General features: G+C 71.8%; 19 protein-coding genes. 3 read left to right on the top strand and 16 right to left on the bottom strand.

The features are described 5' to 3' along the window. Nucleotides 1–44: 44 nt before the first annotated feature. The 6 genes from B6G06_RS03285 to coaD all read right to left on the bottom strand — a co-directional run bounded on the left by B6G06_RS03285 (nt 45) and on the right by coaD (nt 4390). The gene (locus B6G06_RS03285; protein WP_080463092.1) at nt 45–701 is read right to left on the bottom strand and encodes a response regulator; all 657 of its coding nucleotides are present in this window, start codon (nt 699–701) and stop codon (nt 45–47) included. Nucleotides 702–734: 33 nt separating this feature from the next. After that, nucleotides 735–1775, bottom strand: a complete 1041-nt coding sequence (gene mutM, locus B6G06_RS03280; RefSeq protein WP_081170961.1) for a bifunctional DNA-formamidopyrimidine glycosylase/DNA-(apurinic or apyrimidinic site) lyase — start codon at nt 1773–1775, stop codon at nt 735–737. A 5-nt stretch (nt 1776–1780) separates the two neighbouring features. Further along, nucleotides 1781–2611, bottom strand: coding sequence for a ribonuclease III (gene rnc / locus B6G06_RS03275; RefSeq protein WP_081170959.1), 831 nt, complete (start codon nt 2609–2611; stop codon nt 1781–1783). After that, entirely contained in the window at nt 2611–3168 is a 558-nt protein-coding gene (locus B6G06_RS03270) for a YceD family protein (protein WP_080463095.1), read from the bottom strand. Before B6G06_RS03270 ends, rnc begins: the two co-directional genes overlap by 1 nt. A 104-nt stretch (nt 3169–3272) precedes the next feature. Continuing rightward, the gene (locus B6G06_RS03265) at nt 3273–3806 is read right to left on the bottom strand and encodes an ATP synthase subunit B family protein (protein WP_080463096.1); all 534 of its coding nucleotides are present in this window, start codon (nt 3804–3806) and stop codon (nt 3273–3275) included. Nucleotides 3807–3808: 2 nt separating this feature from the next. Beyond that, complete coding sequence (gene coaD / locus B6G06_RS03260; RefSeq protein WP_229657970.1) at nt 3809–4390, bottom strand: pantetheine-phosphate adenylyltransferase; 582 nt, start codon at nt 4388–4390, stop codon at nt 3809–3811. Between the two features lie 95 nt (nt 4391–4485). Between coaD and rsmD the strand changes: the two genes are divergently transcribed. After that, nucleotides 4486–5061 (top strand): 16S rRNA (guanine(966)-N(2))-methyltransferase RsmD, encoded by a 576-nt coding sequence (rsmD, locus tag B6G06_RS03255; protein ID WP_080463097.1) that lies wholly within the window; start codon nt 4486–4488, stop codon nt 5059–5061. A gap of 44 nt (nt 5062–5105) precedes the next feature. On the opposite strand, the gene B6G06_RS03250 is transcribed toward rsmD, so the two are convergent. From B6G06_RS03250 to B6G06_RS03235, 4 genes are read right to left on the bottom strand one after another with little or no spacing between them, the layout of a single operon-like run. Then, nucleotides 5106–5468 carry a type II toxin-antitoxin system VapC family toxin gene (locus B6G06_RS03250; RefSeq protein WP_080463098.1) on the bottom strand — a complete coding sequence of 121 codons (363 nt, stop codon included), beginning with the start codon at nt 5466–5468 and terminating at the stop codon, nt 5106–5108. A 12-nt stretch (nt 5469–5480) separates the two neighbouring features. Next, nucleotides 5481–5690 (bottom strand): type II toxin-antitoxin system VapB family antitoxin, encoded by a 210-nt coding sequence (locus B6G06_RS03245; RefSeq protein WP_080463099.1) that lies wholly within the window; start codon nt 5688–5690, stop codon nt 5481–5483. Between the two features lie 49 nt (nt 5691–5739). Then, complete coding sequence (locus tag B6G06_RS03240) at nt 5740–8109, bottom strand: ATP-dependent DNA helicase RecG (protein ID WP_420807196.1); 2370 nt, start codon at nt 8107–8109, stop codon at nt 5740–5742. 18 nt (nt 8110–8127) lie between these two features. Beyond that, nucleotides 8128–9942 (bottom strand): DAK2 domain-containing protein, encoded by a 1815-nt coding sequence (locus B6G06_RS03235; RefSeq protein ID WP_081170957.1) that lies wholly within the window; start codon nt 9940–9942, stop codon nt 8128–8130. A gap of 231 nt (nt 9943–10173) precedes the next feature. Between B6G06_RS03235 and rpmB the strand changes: the two genes are divergently transcribed. Continuing rightward, nucleotides 10174–10365, top strand: a complete 192-nt coding sequence (rpmB, locus tag B6G06_RS03230; RefSeq protein WP_017178316.1) for a 50S ribosomal protein L28 — start codon at nt 10174–10176, stop codon at nt 10363–10365. 173 nt (nt 10366–10538) lie between these two features. On the opposite strand, the gene thiL is transcribed toward rpmB, so the two are convergent. Genes thiL through B6G06_RS03215 form a run of 3 tightly spaced genes read right to left on the bottom strand, consistent with a single transcriptional unit; the run spans nt 10539 to nt 15256 of the window. Further along, nucleotides 10539–11714 (bottom strand): thiamine-phosphate kinase, encoded by a 1176-nt coding sequence (gene thiL, locus B6G06_RS03225; RefSeq protein ID WP_081170955.1) that lies wholly within the window; start codon nt 11712–11714, stop codon nt 10539–10541. After that, on the bottom strand, nt 11701–12915 hold the full coding sequence (locus B6G06_RS03220; RefSeq protein WP_081170953.1) for a D-alanine--D-alanine ligase family protein: 1215 nt from the start codon (nt 12913–12915) through the stop codon (nt 11701–11703). Before B6G06_RS03220 ends, thiL begins: the two co-directional genes overlap by 14 nt. A 37-nt stretch (nt 12916–12952) precedes the next feature. Then, the gene (locus B6G06_RS03215) at nt 12953–15256 is read right to left on the bottom strand and encodes an Ig-like domain-containing protein (RefSeq protein ID WP_081170951.1); all 2304 of its coding nucleotides are present in this window, start codon (nt 15254–15256) and stop codon (nt 12953–12955) included. A gap of 377 nt (nt 15257–15633) precedes the next feature. Between B6G06_RS03215 and B6G06_RS03210 the strand changes: the two genes are divergently transcribed. Continuing rightward, nucleotides 15634–16320 carry an AMIN-like domain-containing (lipo)protein gene (locus B6G06_RS03210; protein ID WP_081170949.1) on the top strand — a complete coding sequence of 229 codons (687 nt, stop codon included), beginning with the start codon at nt 15634–15636 and terminating at the stop codon, nt 16318–16320. A 54-nt stretch (nt 16321–16374) separates the two neighbouring features. Here B6G06_RS03210 and B6G06_RS03205 read toward each other — a convergent pair whose 3' ends face one another. From B6G06_RS03205 to murA, 3 genes are all read right to left on the bottom strand, one after another. Further along, complete coding sequence (locus B6G06_RS03205) at nt 16375–17409, bottom strand: NAD(P)H-dependent glycerol-3-phosphate dehydrogenase (protein WP_080463105.1); 1035 nt, start codon at nt 17407–17409, stop codon at nt 16375–16377. Beyond that, nucleotides 17406–18239 carry a lysophospholipid acyltransferase family protein gene (locus B6G06_RS03200; RefSeq protein ID WP_081170946.1) on the bottom strand — a complete coding sequence of 278 codons (834 nt, stop codon included), beginning with the start codon at nt 18237–18239 and terminating at the stop codon, nt 17406–17408. The genes B6G06_RS03205 and B6G06_RS03200 overlap by 4 nt, the downstream gene beginning before the upstream one ends. Nucleotides 18240–18325: 86 nt before the next feature. Further along, entirely contained in the window at nt 18326–19648 is a 1323-nt protein-coding gene (gene murA / locus B6G06_RS03195; protein ID WP_080463107.1) for a UDP-N-acetylglucosamine 1-carboxyvinyltransferase, read from the bottom strand. Nucleotides 19649–19652 lie beyond the last annotated feature (4 nt).

The following is a 19652-nucleotide window of genomic DNA, read 5'->3' as shown; positions in this document are numbered from 1 at the left end:
CCATCCTGCTCGCGGAGCGGGACCTAGCTGGGCCCAGCGCGGCCTCAGGCGTTGTTGCGCCAGCCGGAGGCCCGCTGCCCCGCCACCCAGGCGGCCACCTGGGTGCGGCGCTGGAGGCCCATCTTGGCCAGCAGGGATGTGATGTGGTTCTTGACGGTCTTCTCGGCCACGCCCAACTTCTCGCCGATCTCCCTGTTGGACAGGCCATCGCCGATGAGCTCGAGGACCTTGCGCTCAGCGTTGGTGAGCTCGGCGGTGGGGTCGTCATGGTCGGCGCGGCGGCGCGTGACCGTGCGCTCGTCCAGCAGGACGCGCCCGGAAGCCACCGCGCGCACGACGTCGCTGATCTCGGCGCCGTGGACGGTCTTGAGCAGATAGGCGCGGGCGCCGAGCTCGAGGGCCTCGGCAAGCGCCTCGTCGTCGTCGAAGGAGGTCAGGACGATGGGCAGGGCGGAGGGCACGCAGTCGCGGACCTCCCGCATGACCTCGATACCGGTGCCGTCGGGGAGCTGGAGGTCGACGAGCATGACATCGGGGCGCACGAGCTCCGCGCGGCGCACGGCCTCCGCCTTCGAGCCGGCCTCGGCCACGACCTCCATGCCGTCCGCTCGGTCGATGATCTCGGCGATCCCGCGTCGGACGATCTCGTGGTCGTCCACGATCATGACGCGGACGGTCCCAGGCGTAGCGGCGTTCGGCATGCCCCAGACATTAGCAGCGTCCGAGGACCTACGTCACAAACGCGGCCCGGGTTGGCCGCGCGTCCCGCGCGCTCGGGGGCGCGTCTGGCAGCGAGGGCAGGATGTGTGGGACCGCCCGCCGATCACCTCGGAGCGGAGGGTGGCACCGCAGCGGCGGCACTCGCGGCCCGCCCGCCCGTAGACGGCCAGCGACCGCGCGAAATAGCCGGGGGCGCCCTCGACATCGACATACAGCGAGTCGAAACTGGTGCCTCCCACGGCCAGGGCCCGCTCCATGACGCTCGCCGTGGCCTTCAGGACGCGCTCCACCGCCCGCCGGCTGAGAGCGGCGGACTGTCGCGAGCCGTGGACTCCCCCGTGCCACAGACCCTCGTCGGCATAGATATTGCCGATCCCGGAGACGATGCCCTGATCGAGGAGGACGGTCTTGATGGCGCGGCGCGAGGAGCGGGCCCTGGTGACGGCAGCTGCCCGGTCCAGGGCCGGGTCGAGGAGGTCGCGGGCGATGTGGGCCGCATCGGCGGGGACGAGCGGCTCCGGTGAGCCCTGCCCGCCCGGGGCTCCGTCAGCGGTGGGCACGAGCTCGGTGACGCGCATGCCGCCGAGCATCCGCTGGTCAACGAGGTCCAGCGCCACGCCGCCGGGGGCATCCCCGGGCAGGGGGGCCAGGAGCAGCCGGATGCGCAGATGGCGGGGGTGGCAGGACAGATCGCGCACGAGGCTCGGGGCACGAGTGGCGGTCAGGTCCGGCGGCGACTCGCCCGGAGGGCTGAGATGGGCGCCCGACGCGGCGGCGACCGCTGGGGCGGCGGTTCCGCGCACGAGGAGCTGGCCGCTCATGCCGAGGTGAGCCGACAGGGCTCGCCCGTCGTCGAGGGGGAGCCACAGGAACTTGCCCCGGCGCGCGGCACCGGTGATGGCGCGCCCGCGCAGTGCCTGTGCGAAGGCCTCCGGTCCGCCGTCCTGGCGGCGCAGGGGCCGGGAATCGAGGATCTCGACGTCGGCGATGCGCCGTCCCGTCAGGTGCCGGGCGAGGCCCGCGCGGACGGCCTCGACCTCGGGAAGCTCGGGCACGGGGCTCAGTCCCGTCGACGCGCGGTCGTCCGCGCGGAGGCGGTGGTGGAGGCCGCGCGCCGCGAGTGGTCGGCCAGGTCCTGCCTGAGGGCCTCATTGACGCCGGGCAGATCGAGGCCGCCATCGCCCTTGGCGGCGAGGATCGCGGCGTAGGCGGCCTCGGCGGCGGCGTGCTCGGCGATCTTCTTGGAGCGACCCTCGCCCTCGCCCATCACCTCGCCGTCGATGATGGCGCGGGCGGAGAAGGAGCGGTCGTGGTCCGGGCCGACGCCATCGACCGCGAAGGAGGGCAGGCCCATGCAGTGGGCGGCCGCGAGCTCTTGGAGACTGGTCTTCCAGTCCAGTCCGGCGCCGCGGGTGCGGGCGGTGGCCAGGAAGCGGGAGACGATCCTCTCGACGACGGCGCGCGTTGGCTCCAGGCCGGCCGTGAGGTAGGTGGCGCCGATGAGGGCCTCGACGGTGTCGGAGAGGATGGAGGCGCGGTCCCTCCCCCCGGAGAGGGCCTCGCCCTTGCCGAGTTTGATGAACTCCCCCAGGCCCAGGTCGCGGGCGACGGCGGCCAGGGCAGGCTCGGAGACGGTGGCGGCGCGCATCTTGGCGAGTTGGCCCTCCGGGGATTCGGGATGGGAGCGGAAGAGCCGCTCGGTGACGATGATGCCGAGCACGGAGTCGCCGAGGAACTCCAGGCGCTCATTGGTGGGCAGGCCGCCGTTCTCATGGGCCCAGGAGCGGTGGGTCAGGGCGAGGTCCAGCAAGTCGGGGTCGATCTGCTCGCCCCAGCGGTACAGGAGTGTCTCGACGTCGTCGCGGGCCGGTGGCGGGGTGCGGCGCCCCATCAGTCCAGCTCCTCGTCGGAGCCGGGCAGCAGCTCGGACAGGGCGGCCCAGCGGGGGTCGATGGTGTCGTGGTGATGGTCGGCGGGCAGGTCGTCGAGCCGCTCCCCGCACTGCGAGCACAGGCCCGCGCAGTCGGGGCGGCACAGGGGGCGCATGGGCAGGCCCAGGATGAGGGCGTCCCGCAGGGCGGGCTCCAAATCGATAGTGGTCTGCCCGGTGACGAAGAGGTCGTCGGCCTCCTCGTCCTCCTCGTCAGCGCGGGCCTCAGCGGCCTTGTCGGGCAGGAGGTAGAGCTCATCGAAGGTGATCTCCCGATCCTCGTCGATGCCGGTCAGGCAGCGCACGCACTCGCCGTGGATGCGCGTTCGGGCGCTGCCGCGCACGAGCACGCCATCCTCCATGGAGACCAGGGCGGCGTCAACGACGAGTGGGCTGCCGGGCTCCGCCCCGATGACCTCGGTGCCCAGGTCCTCGGGCGCGGCCAGGTCGAGGTGGATCTGCTTGGTGGCGCCGATAGTCGGTGGCAGGTCGAGGATGTCGACGACGAGTCCAGTCATGATTCCTCCAGGAGTGCGAATGCGCCGAATGTACTCGCTGGGCGGCGTCCCGCGCGCGCTCATGGCGCGAGCCGTCGTGAGAGGGGCCCCTCGCGCCGGTCCCGTCACCACGATGAGCGCTGGGAGTCGGCGGAGTCGGCCTGGCCGCCGATGATGCCGTCCCAGGCGCCCCGGCGGGAGGCGAGGACCTCGCGCCCGGAGCGGATCTGCTCGGAGATCTTGGCGATCTCGGCCTCCAGGGTGGCCAGGGAGCGGTCGGAGTACTCGTCGGCTCCCCTGCGCAGGGAGGAGGCGCGCTCCTCGGCGGCGGCGATGATCTCGTCGGCGCGGTCGTTGGACATGCGCACGATGTTCTCCCCCGCCACGATCTGCTCGGCCTCCTCGTGGGCATGGACCACGATGCGCTCGGCCTCGTCGTGACTGCGGGCCAGGACGGCGTCGGCGTCGGCGACGATCGCCTGGGCGCGATGGATGGCGGTGGGCACGGAGCGGCGGGCGCGGTCGATGAGGTCGAGGGCGGCGTCCCGGTTGACGATCGCCGAGGCGCTCATCGGCATGGAGCGGGCGGTGGCGATGAGCTCGTCGAGGGCGTCGAGGATGTCGAGGAGGTCGTCTGACGCGTCGTGCGGCTTGGTCACGGCTAGTCCTTCAGGATGCGGCGGGTGGAGTGGTCTGAGGGCCCGAGAGTGGGGGCCAGGCGCTGGGAGAGCGCGGTGGCGACGGCGGGAGGGACGTAGGGGGCGATGTCGCCGCCGTGGGAGGCGATGTCCTTGACCAGGCGGGAGGAGACGTGGACGTGGGCCGGGGAGGCGATGAGCAGGACTGTCTCGGGTCCGCCGAGCTCCCGGTTGGCCAGTGCCATGGGAGCCTCGGCGTCGAGATCGGCGCCGTTGCGCAGGCCCTTGACGATGACCCTGGCCCCGCGCTCCCGGCAGAAGTCGGCGAGCAGCCCGGGGATGATCTCGACACGCGCGCCCTCGATGCCCTCGACGGCGTCGCGGGCAAGTCGCACGCGGGTGTCGATGTCGAGCAGGTGGCGCCCGGCCTTGGCGGCGTTGTGGGCGATGCCGAGGATGACCTCGCCGAAGAGGGCGGCCGCACGGCGGATGATATCCATGTGGCCCAGGGTGATCGGGTCGAAGCTGCCCGGGTAGACCGCCAGGGCGCTCGCGGGGGGCGCCGCCGGCGGGGACGGTGGGGCGATCTCGGACGGCATGGGCATGGTTCCACGCTAGCGGCGGGGGCGGCGCGCGTGCGGGACGCGCGCCGGAGGGGGCCGGGAGGCCCCTGGGCTCGGGGTCGCGTAGGCTCCGGCCCATGACGAGGATCGTGGCGGGCAGTGCCGGTGGCCGGCGGCTCGAGGTACCGGTGTCGGGGACGCGCCCCACCTCCGAGCGCGTGCGCGAGGCCCTGTTCTCCCGCCTGGAGCACCTGGGGGTGGTCGATGGCGCTCGCGTGCTGGACCTGTGCGCGGGCTCGGGGGCCCTGGGGCTGGAGGCGGCGAGCCGGGGTGCCATCGAGGTGGCGCTCGTGGATTCCGCGAAGGACGCGGTGACCGTGTGCTGGCGCAACGCGCGCTCACTGGGGTTGGCGGGCGTGCGGGCGGTCAGGGCGAGCGCTGCGGGGTACCTGGCCGGCGTCGCGGCAGCGCCAGTGGACCTGGTGCTCATCGACCCGCCCTATGGCATGAGCGCGGCGGGCCTCGGCGCAATCCTCGCCCCGCTGGCGCGCGCGGAGGACCCGTGGCTGGCCGAGGGCTCGGTGGTCGTCGTCGAGCGGGCCACGCGCTCGAGCGAGCCGGACTGGCCCGTGGGCCTGCGCCGCTTCGCCTTGAAGAAGTACGGGGAGACGACCGTCTGGTTCGCCGAGCCCTCCGGCGCCGACAACTACTGACGACTCACCTTGACACTCCGCTCAGTGGTCAATGCATCTACCGATCATTGATAGCCGACCCCGAGTTCGTCGGCGGCGACCGCAAGACGCCTGTCCCTGGTCCACAACAGCGTGCCAGGCACGGCGACGGCGGATGCGAGCAGGTGCGCATCAACTGCTGATAGGCCTCTTCCCCACAGGCAACGGCGTTCAACGAACCAGCGAACCTCCCCATCAGAGATACGGGGCACTCGTCGTAGGGACGCCAGGGAGTCGAGGACGTCCTGCCGGTTCTTGAGCGATCCGAGCGCCAGTTCGGTGAGCACCGCTTCATGGGTGGCGACCAGAGCGCTTTCGAGGAGGCCGACGAGGCGAGTCTCACTGGCGTGCAAGTGGTCGATCCACACGTTGGTGTCGACGAGGATCATGGCGGGTTCTGGTCAGCGATCCCGCTGGACTCGCAAGTCCCGATGCCTCGGGGCCGCCTCGGCGGTGAGATCGGTGCCCCCGAGGGCGATCAGGCGCCGCGAGCTCTCGACTCTGATGAGGGTGCTGACCGCCTCCCTCACAAGAGCAGCTCTCTCGGTGATACCCGTCAGCTCAGTGGCTCGTTCCAGAAGATCGTCGTCAAGTGTGATCGTGGTGCGCATCATCCCTCCTAACATCAATTTTGATGCAAGATGATGATCTTGTCCATGCTCAGGAGCGCTCGAGGTAGGCCTGGGCCTCGTCGTCGAGGCGGTCGGCGATGGCGGCCGCGAGCGCGCGGTGCTCGCTCAACAATGGATCGGCGGCGATGATGGCCTCGGCCTGGGCGCGGGCGCGCTCGATGAGGGCGGCGTCGCGGCGCACCCGCAGCAGGTCGAGATCACTGCGGCGCCCGGATTGGGCGGCGCCCAGGACATTGCCCTCACTGCGCAGATCGAGGTCGGCCTCGGCCAGCGCGAAACCGTCGAGGGTGGAGGCGAAGGCGCGCAGCCGGTGGTAGGCGGGCGAGCCGACCTCGGCCCCGGTGACGGCCATGCACACCGAGGGCCTGCCGCCCCGGCCCACGCGCCCGCGCAGCTGGTGAAGCTGGGACAGGCCGAAGCGGTCGGCGTCGAGGATGACCATCATGGTGGCCTCGGGGATATCGACCCCGACCTCGATGACAGTGGTGGCCACCAGCACGGGCGCGGCCCCCGAGGCGAAGGAGCGCATGGCGGCATCCTTCTCCGCCGAGGTCATGCGACCGGTGAGGGCGGCGACCCCGGCCCCGCCCAGGGCGGGCTCGGAGGCGAGGCGCTCGGCCCAGTCCTCGACGGCGGCGAGCGCCCGGGCGGGGGAGCCATCCCCCGCTCCCCCGGCGAGGCCGTCGAGCAGGCCCACCCCGGCAGCGAGGGGCTCCGGGGCCTCCTCCACCGTCATGGCGTCATCGCCGGCATCGATGCGCGGGCAGACCACGTAGACCCGCCCGCCGCCGGCGATCTCGGAGGCGGCGCGGCACCACAGCCCCTCCACCCAGGTCTGGCGGTCCCAGGGCACGAGGAAGGTCTCCACGGGGCTGCGCCCGGCGGGCAGCTCGTCCAGGATGCTCGTGGCGAGGTCCCCGAAAACGGTCATGGCGATGGTGCGCGGGATGGGGGTGGCAGTCATGACGAGGAGGTGGGGAGTGCGGACCTGGCCGGTGGCGGGGTCGGTGATGCCGGGGCGCTCGCGCAGGGCGTCGCGCTGGGCGACGCCGAAGCGGTGCTGCTCGTCGACGACGACGAGCCCGAGGAAGGGCATCCGGACGGTCTCGGAGAGCAGGGCGTGGGTGCCCACGATGATGCCGGGCTCCCCTCCGGCCAGCGCGGCGAGGATGCGGCGCCGCTCGGGTGCGGGGGTGGAACCGGTGAGCAGGTGGAGCGCTGTGGTGGGGACGGGCGCCTGACCGGGCGCGGTGAGCAGGGAGGACTCAAGGGTGCCGGCTCCGGCCAGGGGGCCGAGCAGCGCGGCGAGGGAGTCGCGGTGCTGGGCGGCCAGGACCTCGGTGGGGGCGAGGAGGGCGGCCTGCCCCCCGCCGCCGACCACCTGGGCCATGGCGCGCAGGGCGACGAGGGTCTTGCCGGAGCCGACGTCGCCCTGGAGGAGGCGCTGCATGGGGGTGGCGGAGGCCAGGGCGGCGGCGAGCTCGTCGCCGACGCGCCTCTGGCCCTCGGTGAGGCAGAAGGGCAGGGAGTCGTCGAGGGCGGCCCGCAGGCTCCCGTCGGCCTCCGGTTCGGGCCAGGCGACTGCGGTGCGGGTGGCGGCGTGCTTGGCTCGCCGCTGGGCCAGCGCGGTCTGAGTGACGAGAGCCTCCTCATGGCGCAGGCGAGCCCTGGCGGCCTTCCACTGGGAGGGGCCTTCCGGCATGTGGACCCACCGGTAGGCGGTGAGGGCGTCGATGAGGCCCTCGGAGTCGCGCAGGTCGGCGGGGATGGGGTCGGGGACGTCCTCGGGGCCGAGCTGGTCGAGGACGGTGCGCACGGCCTTGGCGACCCGCCAGGAGGGCAGGGCGTCAGTGGCCGGGTAGATGGGGACGGGGCGGGCCAGGAGGGCCTCTCGCTCGGCGTCGTCGAGGTCGGTGAGGACCTGGAAGCGGGGACCGGCGAGCTGGCGGCGGCCCTGTCGAATGCCGACCCTGCCGCTGAGCAGGACGGTGGAGCCGGGGACGAGTTGGGCTGCGTAGGCGCTCATGAGACCGGCGGCGCCGAAGAGGACGACATCCATGAGGCCGGAACCGTCGGTGACGGTGGCCTCGAGGATGGCGGGCGGCCGACCGGAGCGTGTGCGGCGGGCCGCCGAGCGGACCACCTCGGCCTGGAGGGTGGCCTGCTCCCCCTCGGCGAGGGTGGCGAGGTCGGTGAGCTCGCCCCAGGTGTCGTAGCGGCGCGGCAGGAGGCGCAGGAGCCCGGCCACGGTGGCGGCGCCTTGCTTGGCGAGCTGGTCGGCGGTGCGCCTGCCCAGGACCTTGTCCAGCGGGCGGAGCAGGAAGGGGACGGAGCCGGGCGGACGGCTCGCGGCGCCGGGGGCACCGGCGGCTGGACCGTGGGGCGGGCTCGGGCTCATGGGCACTTCCTCACCGCATCATTCGAAGGCGAGGAGCACGTCGGGGGTCGGCTGGTCGCCGGCGAGGACGATGACCTCGACGGCGTCTGCGCTGTCCGCGGCGCCGGCACCGCCGTCGTCCTCCCCACCGTAGGGGTCGGCGACGGTACCGGTGGGGCGCTCGGCCGCCTCGCGGGCCATGAAGCCGACGTCGGGGAGGGCGGAGCGGCCCAGGATGACGGTAAGGATCTCGTCGTCAGCGCGCAGGGAGGCGGCGACGGCGCGGGCGACGGCGTCGGGTTCGGCGGCGGCCCCGTTCAGCGCGGTGGTGCGCACGTGGGCGGCGGCGCGCCAGGCACGGCGGGCGAGATCGCCGATCTGGGCGCCCTCGCGCTCGCCCTGGCCGGCCAGGGCGACGGTGGCGGCGAGGACCTGGGCCTCGTCGTCGGTATCGCCAATGGTCAGGTGGGTTCCCTCTCCCCCGCCGAGGGCCGCGCTGGCGGCGCGGGCCGCCAGGGCCCGAGCGGCCTCGTGAGCGGCGGTGGTGGCATCGTCGTCGCAGGGCAGAACGATGACCTCGTCGGCGCCGAGGTCCCCGGCGGCGCGGGTGATGCCCTCGCGCCTGGGATCGAGGACGACAGCGGCACCGGCGCGGGCGAGCTGCTCGATGAGGCCGGGGGCGCGGGTGCAGGCGATGACGCCGACGCGCGAGGCGGGGCGCGGGTGGAAGGGGCGCGGGACCGGTCCACCGGCGCTCCGTCGGGCGGCGAGCCGCTCGAAGGAGACGACGCGGCCGTCGCCTCCTCCGACCTCCAGCCAGGGGGCGGGGGGCTCGTCGGCCTCGGCGATGAGCGGGGTGGGTGCGAGATGGTGGACGCAGATCTGGCGGGCACGGCCGACCCGGGGCAGGGCGGCGCGGGGGGTGTCGGTGTGGACGTGGACTTGGAAGAGGCCCACCCCGAGGGCGTCTGGGGTGCCGACGACGCCCACGGAGTCGCCGATGCGCTCCAGAGCGGTCCGCAGGCGGGAGGCCTGGGCGCTGGTGGCCTCCAGGAGGTACATGACCTCGAACTCGCCGGTGGACACGCCCTCGGCCTGCGCGCCCGCGCCCTGATGGGGGGCGCCGGCGGCGAGATCGGTGAGCATCTGGAGGGACACGTCGGTGGCGGGGCTGGGGACGGGGCCCGGGGCGGGGAGGGCGGCAGTGTCGAGAGTGTCGGCGAGGCTGGTGAGAAGCAGCATGAGGGCTGCGCCGCCGGCGTCGACGGGACCGTGCCCGAGCCCCCCTGTCTCGACGACGCTCTCCTGGGCACCGAGGGCGGCAGCAGTGGCGATGAGGACAGGGGTGGCGGGCCGCTCGGGGCCGGCGGCGAGGGCGTCGCGGGCGGCCGAGGCGGCGTCGGCGGCCACGGTGAGCAGCGTGCCGGTGACGGGCCGGGAGACGGCCGCCCAGGTGCTGGCGGCCATCCGGTCCAGGGCGTGGACGAGCTCGACGGGGCGCAGCCCGGCGGGATCGGGGGCGCTCGCGCAAGTCTCGGCCAGCGCGGCGAGGGCCTGGGACACGAGGAGCCCGGAGTTGCCGCGCGCGCCGCGGATGGCGCCATCGGCGATGGCCCGACTGGTCTGGACGGCATCGGCACCAGGGGGCAGGAGCCCGACGGCGTCGAGGGCGGAGCGCAGGGTGAGCAGGACGTTGGTTCCGGTGTCGGCGTCAGGGATGGGGAAGACGTTGAGGGAGTCCACCAGGTTCCGGGAGCGCTCGGCGACGGAGGCTGCCAGGGCAAGCCAGCGGCGCAGGGCCGCAGCGTCCAGGCGGGGGACGGGGCCGGGGTCGCTGATCGCGCGTGGTCCCATGGCGGCATCCTCCCCAGTTGCTCATCATGCTGCGCGCGACCGATCGGCGGCGGCAGGCCTGGGGACAGGGTACCGTCGTCGTGTGCCTGAGCCCACGCCGGCGCTGGTTGGGGCCCGGCACGGGGTTCCGCTATTGTGTCCTGGTTGCCTGAGGCGCGGCCTCGGGCGGTAAGACCTGGCGCGGGGCCGAGGAGGCCCCAGCGTTGAAGCAAGGAAGATCAGGAGAGATCCGTGGCTGCTGTGTGCGACGTCTGCGGCAAGGGCCCCATCTTCGGCAAGAGCGTCTCGCACTCCCACGTGCGGACCAACCGCCGGTGGAACCCGAACATCCAGCGTGTGCGCGCGCTCGTCAAGGGCGCCCCCAAGCGCCTCAACGTGTGCACGTCCTGCCTCAAGGCCGGCAAGGTCACGCGCAACGTCTGAGTGCGCGTCCGCCCGCCGAGGACCAACGTCGAGGCCGTCGCCCTATGGGGCGGCGGCCTTCGTCATGAGCGGGCTCACGGCATCGCCAGCGCGCCTGGAGCGCGCTCCGTGATTGACGACGCACCTGGGGTTCGCAGACGCGCGCCCGCGCGCCCCGGACGCCAGGGAGCTGCTCACCCGCCGAAGTGGTCCCAGCCGAGGCCGGTCTCGGGGACGCGTCCTCCCACGCGCACGCCCGGCGACTCGCCGTCGCCCGCCGCGCGCACGTGCCCGATGACCCGCGCCCCGTCCGGGAGCCCGTCAGTGCCGCCTGCGGGCGCGCCCAGGATCTCCGCGGGCACCGTTGCCAGCATCCCGTGGTCCTCTCCCCCGGTGAGCACCCACGTGCGGGCGATCGCCGCGGCGGCGGCCTCGTCGTCGGCGAGCAGGCGGGCCACCGGCACGAGCGAGGCCATCGCGCTCGCGAGCGCGCCCCTTCCCCGACCGGGCTCGTCGATATCGAGGATGACGCCGCTCGCGCGGGCGATCCGGTCGCCGTCGCGCAGCAGGGAGTCCGAGACGTCCATCATCGCGCTCGCACCGGACCGCGCCATGACGGGGCCGGCCTCCAGGGGCGGGCGGGGTGCGCGGAAGGCCTCCAGGCAGGCTCGTGCTTCAGCGCGGGTAGCGGCGACGTCGAGGGCGCGGGGCGATCCCGCGGGCGCCGGCTTCTGGCCCCGCCGCTGCGGACCCGGGGCGTCCCCGTCCCCGATCCCAGCGCTGAGCAGGGCCAGTCCTGCGGCACTGCGCCCCGGGGCGCCCACGTGGACGATCGCGTCCCCGGGCCTCGCCCCGGAGCGGAGCACGGGGGCGCGCCCCTGGAGATCGCCCAGGACGGTCACGGAGATGACGATGGCACGGCCGCCCACGAGATCACCGCCGACCACACCCGCCCCGCACTCGCGGCAGGCCTCGCCCATGCCGGCGACCATGCCCTCCACCCAGGCGACCGGCGTCGTCCCGGGTATCGCGAGCCCCACGGTCAGCGCGGTGGGCAGGGCTCCCATGGCGGCGGCGTCGGCGAGGTTCTGAGCGGCGGCGCGCCTGCCCACCTGCTCCGGAGTGGACCAATCCGTCCGGAAGTGCAGACCCTCGACGAGCACGTCGGTGCTCACGGCGTAGCGGCCGTCCGGCGCGGCGAGGACGGCGCAGTCGTCGCCCGTGCCGACGACCTCGCCCGCCGCGCGGGGCAGTAACGGGGCGAAGCGGGCCAGCAGGCCCTCCTCGCCGAGGTCCGCGACGGTCAGGACAGCATGATCCCGCCCATGGAGGCCGGGGGCCCGCGCGCCCGGCCCCTCAGCGGTTGACATCTGCGGGACGGGCCAGGGCCAGCTCGATGAGCTCGGTGACGAGCTCGGGGTAGGTCATGCCGCTCTTGCGCCACATGTAGGGGTACATGGAGAAGGGCGTGAAGCCGGGCATCGTGTTGACTTCGTTGACGATCGCCCGCCCGTCGGGGGTCAGGAAGAAGTCCACGCGCGTCAGGCCCTCGGCGCCGATGGCCTCGAAGGCGCGGGCGGCGGTATCCATGAGCAGTTCGCGCTCCTGGGCGGTGATGGGCGCCGGGCAGACCATGGCGACGGCGTCGTGCGCCAAGTACTTGGTCTCGTAATCGTAGAACTCGCCGGCGCCGCGGGCGGCGTCCATGGCGATCTCACCGGGCTCGGCCACGCGCGGGGCGTCGTCGTCGCGGCCGCCCAGGATGGCGACCTCGATCTCGCGGCCCTCGATCCCGGACTCCACAAGCACCTTGGGGTCCACCTCGCGGGCGGCCTCGATGGCGGTGCGCAGGCGCTCGGGCGACTCCACGCGGGTGATGCCCAGGGACGAGCCCGCGCGGGCGGGCTTGACGAAGAGCGGATAGGAGAGCTCCTGGCAGGCGGCGAGGATCGCCTCGGGGTCGCGCTTCCAGGCGTGCGGGACGACGACGACGTGCGGCGCGGTGGCGATGCCGGCATCGGCGAGGAGGACCTTGGTGACCTGCTTGTCCATGCCCGCCGCGGAGGCCAGGACGCCGCAGCCCGCATAGGGAAGGCCCAGCATCTCGAGCATTCCCTGGATGGTGCCGTCCTCGCCGTAGGGGCCGTGCAGGAGGGGCAGGACGAGGTCGATCGCCTCCAGGACGCGCGGGCCCGCCTGGGTCAGGGCCACCGGCGCTCCCCCGCCCAGGCGCATGGCGAGCTCGCCGCGCCCCATGCCCTCGGCGGTGACGCGCACGGGCGGGGCGCCGTCCCGGAGTTCCAGCGCGGCGGGGTCATCGTCGACGAGGACCCACTGCCCCTCCATGGTGATCCCGATGGGCACGACCTCGTAGCGCTCCCGGTCGATCGCGGAGAGGACCCCAGCGGCGGTGGCGCAGGAGATCGTGTGCTCCCCGCTGCGCCCCCCGAAGACGACGGCGATACGCGGGCGCCTGCCGGACGCGGGGCGAGTGCCGGAGGCAGGACCCTCGGAGGCGTCGACGGCGGGTTGTGCGGCGGAGGGAGCGGCGGATTGCAGGGTCTCAGACATGGGCCCAGGCTACCCGCCGCTCCCTCCCGTCACAGGCTCACAGGGACGCGGGCCGTCTCCTGGATCGGACCCTGCGGACCGCCTCCCAGCCGACCCCCAGGAGGAAGACGAGTCCTCCGCCGATGAGGAAGGAGTCCGCTCCCATCCCACCGGTGAGCGGGAGCATCGGCACCGGCGACTTGGAGTTCTCGAAGGGCTTCACGAAATTGAAATGAGGAGCGTCCGAGTAGACTATGAAGTTCTTCGTCCGAGCATCCATCCGATAACCCGCAGGCGCCTTGGACTCTCTCACCTTGCGCCAGTTGTCCGACGAGACGATATTCTGGACATCGAAAGCCCCCGGCGCCGGATCGTGGTCGTAGAGAAGTGTTGCGTCATCGCCGCCTTGAGGGGCGCACGACTCCGCGCGCTCGGCGACACAGTCCTTGACGACCGTGCCGGCCGGAATTCCGTCACCGGTGATCTCCCATTCTGATCCGGCCAGGGCCTGGCGGGTCTCGGCGTCGATCTTTTTCCACGTGACCCGCCCCCGTCGGTCCTCACCAATAGTGCAGGCATCATTGTTGGCATCGCCATCGGAGTCCTGGTCCATGGCGACCTTGTTGTAGAGGCCCTTCGTCGAGTCGGCGGCGGCCCCGCCCGTCTGGCACTCGCGGAGGAGCTCAAGGCTATCCGAGTCCATGACCGCGGGATCAACGCTGTACACGATGACCACATCGTGAGTCTTGGAGGCGTTGACGTCGAGCTCATCGCCTCGCGTCACATAATACCCGGCCTGCTCGTTCTCGACCGTGGCGCCGTCGACCTCGACCCTGTCGATCGAGAATCCTTGGGGCGTCGAGGGGGTGTCAACGACCTCTGGCGATACCCCTCTCCCCGTGCCCGTGTTCGTCACCGTCACACTGTACGTGCGGCGCAGGGTTCCGGGAGTCGATCCGACGATGAAACCGCCATCGGATGTCTCCTTCTTGACGGAGAAGGAGGGGAGCTCCTCGGGGAAGGCGTTGAGCGCCTTGATCTTGACATCGGCCTGGGAGTCCTCCTTGAACGTCAGGGAGACCTCGCCCGGCTGACCCGGGGTCAGCGTCGCCCCTGACTCGGGGTTCAGGAGCACGTAGGAGACCCCCACCCCCTTGGGGACATCCTTCTCCCTGATCGTGCACGTCGCCGAGGACTTGGTTTTAGCGCTGGAGGTCGTCTGACCGTCGGTCACGGCGCCCAGCGGGGTGAAGCCGTCCCCCAAGCACTTGTACTCGAAGGAGTACGTCATCCCCGAGGGGCCGGGCCCCTCGACCTCCTTCTGGATGGAGAAGCTGACCTGCTTGCCAGAGCCCACGCCGCCCGCGTCAGGGACCTCCGCCTCGCCGGGCACATCATAATCAGGGCCCTTCTCGGCATCGGGGCCGTTCATGACCTTCGCGGTGTTGTAGAGCACCGCATAGTCCTTGTAATTGGGGTCGAGGGTACCGTAGACGGTCATGAAGTACGTCTCATAGCGATCGATGTAGTTGCCATCATCGTTCTTGTTGATCGTTACCCTGATGCCGCGCTCGCCGAATTTCTCACAGTTGAACCTCTTCTTGTCGAGATAGTTCTTGCGGTACACGACCTTGTCGTACGGGCGCGGCGTGATATTGTCTATGGCTAAGTTCTCGCAGGTGAGAACATAACCCTCACCGCCCGGGTCCTCGATCACCGGCTGCTTGTCCGAGTAGTTCTGCTTCGTAGCGCTGCCAAGACCGAGACTCCAGACGACCTGATTCCTCGCCGAGTCGACCTGGCCGTACTTGGAGCTGACGGAGAATGTGCCGGCCGGAGGCTCGGGCAAGAGCTCGGACTTCAGCGTCCCCTCACCCTTGCAGCCCCTGAAGACGAGGTCATGCTTGCCGACAGCCGCTCCCTCCGTCCAGACGATATTGATATAAGCGGATCCCGATACCGAGCCGTGGGTGTTCACGTACTCGCCGAGGGTGAGCGTGATCGTGGCCCCCTTGCCGGAGCCCCAGGTGACGGTGCCGACCTTTTGCCCCGCTCCATCATCGACGTCGAAAGAGGTCAGGAGGGGGTAGACCTCGACGAGATCCGGCAGGGTGATCGTGATGGTATCGCCGGCCTTGGCGTCGGCGTCGACCGTCCATTTCCACTGGAAGCGGGCCAATTGTCCGGCCCTGCTCTGATAAGTGCTCACACCATCGACATCGACGATGTTGGGGCCCGGCTGCCAGGAGAACTCGGACACGCTGCCGGCGCAGGCATTGACAGCCGACGCGCGGGGCAGCGCGCCGGGGAGCACCGGGAACATGAACAGCAATGACGCCATGGCGATGACCATCAGGGTCATCGACGCCCTCGACATCGTTCGACCTGAGCGATGGCGCGGCATCCGGTCACGGGATTGAGACGGCACAAGCGTTCCTCCACATCTTGCAACCCTGCCGACAGGGGAGGCGAGCAAGCACCTCAGGGTATTGGGCGTCCTAATAACACCAGTTGCCAATCTACCCGCCGGTCGAAGGCGAGGTCGGCGAAGTTATCGCAACGAGACCGACATTAGATAGCATCGTTGCACACCGCCCCCTCTCATCCCACCGGGCGGACGATCATCAAACACCTTCGAGGTCGCGAGACGTTTCCCTCGCGCGGGCAATGAGCGGTCCGGGCAGTGCCATGGAGCACAAGGCGCTATTGTCGTCCCACCACTGCCCACGAGGAGGAACCATGACCACCGCGCCCAGCCGCCGCATCTTCACCGCTTCCGCCCTCGCATCCCTGTCCTCCCTGGCGCTGACCTCCTGCGACTCCACCACCGACCCCGCGCCCTCCACCCCCAGCGCCTCGGGCGCGGTCCCGTCCACCAATGCCGCCGCGGATGGCGCCACCGCCACCGTGCCGATCCCCAGCGGGGAGCCCCTGCCCACCGCCACCACGATCGTCACCGCCTCGGAGTCATCCGAGACGGGCTCCGACGCGCCCTGGGTGGAGACGGGCTCCGCGCAGGCGGCCGGCGACGCAGCGAGACTCCTGGTGACCGGCGTGCGCACGGGGACGCATGAGGACTACGACCGCATCGTCGTCGACCTAAGCGGCGAGGGAACGCCCGGCTGGCAGGCGGACTGGGTCGCCGACGCGGGCACGCAGGGCAAGGGCGACCCGATCCAGCCCTCCGGCATCTACATCCTGCGTGTTTTCGGAACGGGTGCGCGCATGCCCTCCACCGCTGAGGAGATCGCGTCGGCCCAGAAGACCCTCAGCGCGGACTTGGACCTGCCCGCGATCGCCTCGTTCCACTACGACCCGACCGTCGAGGCCCAGTACCAGCTGGTCCTGGGCACCTCATCGCAGTCCTACCGGATCTTCGCGCTCAGCTCGCCCACACGCCTGGTCGTGGATGTCAAGCATCCCTGAGCGGCGCACCCCCGGCTGGTTCGGCTTCCCGCTCCCGGGGCGGGGGCCGAGCCCTCAGTCGATCCGCTCGCCGTGGACGCCCTCGGTCTTGCGGGGGCGCGCCAGGAGCGCGTCGTTGACCTCCTCAACGCTCGCCGCCCCCTCAACGACGGCCACCACTCCCGCAGTGATCGGCATATCAACGCCGTGCCGGGCGGCGAGATCGAGGACGGCGCGCGCGGACTTGGCGCCCTCGGCCACGCCCCGCGAGGCCGAGGCGGCCTCGTCCACGGTCATGCCCTCGCCGAGATGACGACCGAAGGACTGGTTGCGGCTCAGTGGTGAGGAGCAGGTGGCCACGAGGTCGCCCATCCCGGCCAGGCCCGCGAAGGTCTCGGGGCTCGCGCCCAGGGCCAGGCCCAGGCGGGTGATCTCCACCAGACCCCGGGTGATGATCGTTGCCCTGGAGTTGTTGCCGTAGCCCCGGCCGGCGGCCATACCGACGGCGAGCGCGATGACGTTCTTGACCGCCCCGCACAGCTCGACGCCGAGCACGTCGGTGTTCGTATAGGGGCGGAAGGCAGCGGTGGCGCAGGCGGCGGCCACGCGCGCGGCCAGATCCTCGTCCGCTGCGGCGATGACGGTGGCGGTGGGCTGCCGCGCGGCGATCTCGTCGGCGAGGTTGGGGCCGGAGACGACGGCGAGGCGCTCGGGCCCCACCTGGAGGGCCTGGCCCATGACCTCGCTCATGCGCATTCCGGTGCCCAGCTCGATGCCCTTCATGAGGGAGACGACGGCGGCGCCCTCCTCGAGGCGCCCCGCCAGTGGGGCGACGATCCCCCGGGCGGCCTGGGAGGGCACGGCGACGACGACCGTGTCGGCGCCGCCGACGGCCGCGGCCATGTCCGTCGTCGCCCGCACTCCGACGGGCAGGCGCAGGCCGGGCAGGTAGCGCTCGTTGGCGCCGGCATTGATCTCCTCGGCGATCTCGGCCCGGCGCGCCCAGATGGTGGCGCTGCCGCCGGCCTCGGCGATGAGGGAGGCGAAGGCGGTGCCCCAGGCTCCCGAGCCGATGATGGCGGCGCGGGCCGATGCGCCCCGGCCGGTCACTGCCCGGCCCCCTCCGACTCGCTGCGGCCGCCCGGGGCATCGTCGGCCCCGGACTCGGGTCGGGCGGCCTCCCCGGGGCTCGCCTCCTGGGCCGGGTCGGGGTCGGGCAGGCGCTCGCCGTAGGCCCCGGGGCCGTGGTCGATGTCGTAGTGCGGGTCGAAGGGGCGGGGCGCCCTCTCGCCCCGGATGACCTCGAGCTCGGCGGTGATGGCGCGCATGATCTCGGCGGTGCAGGCGCGCACGGCGTCGTGGTCGTCGGTGTCGCTGCCGAAGCGGGAGAGGTCCAGGAGCTCGCCCACGCGCACCGTGACGGGCTTGGGCGGGAAGGGATGGAAGGCGTCGGTGCAGGTGTCCATGATGTCCTGCCCGCCCCACTGCGCCATGGGGACCACGGGCACGCCGGTGCGCATGGCCAGGCGGGCCGCACCGGTCTTACCGACCATCGGCCACTTCAAGGGATCGCGGGACAGGGTGCCCTCGGGGAAGATCATGATGACGCCGCCGGCGGCGAGGATCCTCTCGGCCTCACGCAGGGCGTCGGAGGCGCTCGCCGTGCCGCGCTCAACTGGGATCTGTCCGCCGGCGCGCAGCACCCGGCCGACCACGGGGATTTTGAACAGACTGGCCTTGGCCAGGGAGTAGGCGGGGATATCGGCGTCCACGAGCGCGCGCATGGCGGTGAGGGCGTCGATATTGGACAGGTGGTTGGCCACGGCGATGAAGCCGCCGTCGGCGGGGAAGCGCTCGACACCGGTCACGCGCTGGCGCGAGACGAGCTTGAGGAAGGGGATGATCGCTCCGCGCGAGGCGAAGCGGTAGAACAGGCTCATAGGACGCTTCTGGGGCACGACACGACTCTAGCCGGATCGGGCCGGCCGCGTGCCTCGCCGGGCGCGGTGCCCGCGTGGCGCCGGGGTCAGGCCAGGCGGGTCACCTTGGCGTCCAGTGAGCCCAGCTTGCTCATGAATTGCTCGTAGCCGCGGTCAATGAGGTTGATGCCCTCCACGCGGCTCGTCCCCTGGGCGGCCAGGGCGGCGATGAGGTGGGAGAAGCCGCCGCGCAGATCGGGCACGACGATATCCGCGCCGCGCAGGGGCGTGGGCCCGGAGATGACGGCGGAGTGGTAGAAGTTGCGCTGTCCGAAGCGGCAGGCGGTCCCGCCCAGGCACTCGCGATAGACCTGAATGGCCGCGCCCATCTTGCACAGGGCCTTGGTGAAGCCGAAGCGGTTCTCGTAGACGGTCTCGTGGACGATCGAGACGCCGTCGGCCTGGGTGAGGGCAACGACGAGCGGCTGTTGCCAGTCGGTCATGAAACCGGGGTGGACATTGGTCTCCACGACGATGGAGCGCAGATCGCCGCCGGGGTGGTAGAAGCGGATGCCGTCGTCGCGCACCTCGAAGGCGCCGCCGACCTTCCGGAAGATGTTGAGGAAGGTCGTCATATGGCTCTGGTGGGCGCCATGGACGAAGACGTCACCGCCGGTGGCCAGAGCGGCGGAGGCCCAGGAGGCCGTCTCGATGCGGTCGGGCAGGGCGGTGTGCCGGTAACCGGCGAGCTCCTCGACGCCCTCGATGTGGATGGTGCGGTCGGTGTCCACGGAGATGATGGCGCCCATCTTCTGCAGGACGTCCACCAAGTCCATGATCTCGGGCTCGACGGCGGCGCCGCGCAGCTCGGTGCGCCCGTCGGCGCGCACGGCGGTGAGCAGCGTCTGCTCGGTGGCGCCGACGCTGGGGTAGGGCAGCTCGATGACGGTGCCGCGCAGGCCTTCGGGCGCGGTCAGGCGGATGCCGGCCTCGAGCTTGTCGACGACGGCGCCGAAGCTGCGCAGGATGTCGAGGTGGAAGTCGATCGGGCGGTCCCCGATGCGGCAGCCGCCGAGGTCGGGGATGAAGGCCTCGCCGAGGCGGTGCAGGAGGGGCCCGCAGAACAGGATCGGGATGCGCGAGCTGCCGGCGTGGGCGTCGATATCCGCCACATGGGCCGCCTCCACCCGGGAGGGGTCGAGGTGGAGGATGCCGGCGGTCTGGTCGTAGTCCACCTGGACGCCGTGGAGGGTCAGCAGTCCGGAGACCACCTCGACATCCCGGATGAGGGGGACGTTGCCGAGCACCGACGGCGTCGTACCGAGCAGCGCCGCGACCATCGCCTTGGGAACGAGGTTCTTCGCGCCGCGCACCGTGATCTCGCCGCTGAGCGGGCGGCCGCCCTCAACCTGAAGAAGACCGTCGACCATGCCT

It is taken from the genome of Actinomyces gaoshouyii, from assembly GCF_002076915.1.
Lineage (GTDB): Bacteria > Actinomycetota > Actinomycetes > Actinomycetales > Actinomycetaceae > Actinomyces > Actinomyces gaoshouyii.
This window is presented reverse-complemented; position numbering and strand designations above follow the sequence as displayed.

Coding starts and splice junctions, on each gene's coding strand:
- B6G06_RS03285 (WP_080463092.1), bottom strand. CDS start 701: ATGCCGAACGCCGCTACGCCTGGGACCGTCCGCGTCATGATCGTGGAC.
- rnc (WP_081170959.1), bottom strand. CDS start 2,611: ATGGGGCGCCGCACCCCGCCACCGGCCCGCGACGACGTCGAGACACTC.
- B6G06_RS03270 (WP_080463095.1), bottom strand. CDS start 3,168: ATGACTGGACTCGTCGTCGACATCCTCGACCTGCCACCGACTATCGGC.
- coaD (WP_229657970.1), bottom strand. CDS start 4,390: ATGCCCATGCCGTCCGAGATCGCCCCACCGTCCCCGCCGGCGGCGCCC.
- rsmD (WP_080463097.1), top strand. CDS start 4,486: ATGACGAGGATCGTGGCGGGCAGTGCCGGTGGCCGGCGGCTCGAGGTA.
- B6G06_RS03250 (WP_080463098.1), bottom strand. CDS start 5,468: ATGATCCTCGTCGACACCAACGTGTGGATCGACCACTTGCACGCCAGT.
- B6G06_RS03245 (WP_080463099.1), bottom strand. CDS start 5,690: ATGCGCACCACGATCACACTTGACGACGATCTTCTGGAACGAGCCACT.
- B6G06_RS03240 (WP_420807196.1), bottom strand. CDS start 8,109: ATGAGCCCGAGCCCGCCCCACGGTCCAGCCGCCGGTGCCCCCGGCGCC.
- B6G06_RS03235 (WP_081170957.1), bottom strand. CDS start 9,942: ATGGGACCACGCGCGATCAGCGACCCCGGCCCCGTCCCCCGCCTGGAC.
- thiL (WP_081170955.1), bottom strand. CDS start 11,714: ATGTCAACCGCTGAGGGGCCGGGCGCGCGGGCCCCCGGCCTCCATGGG.
- B6G06_RS03220 (WP_081170953.1), bottom strand. CDS start 12,915: ATGTCTGAGACCCTGCAATCCGCCGCTCCCTCCGCCGCACAACCCGCC.
- B6G06_RS03215 (WP_081170951.1), bottom strand. CDS start 15,256: ATGACCCTGATGGTCATCGCCATGGCGTCATTGCTGTTCATGTTCCCG.
- B6G06_RS03210 (WP_081170949.1), top strand. CDS start 15,634: ATGACCACCGCGCCCAGCCGCCGCATCTTCACCGCTTCCGCCCTCGCA.
- B6G06_RS03200 (WP_081170946.1), bottom strand. CDS start 18,239: ATGAGCCTGTTCTACCGCTTCGCCTCGCGCGGAGCGATCATCCCCTTC.
- murA (WP_080463107.1), bottom strand. CDS start 19,648: ATGGTCGACGGTCTTCTTCAGGTTGAGGGCGGCCGCCCGCTCAGCGGC.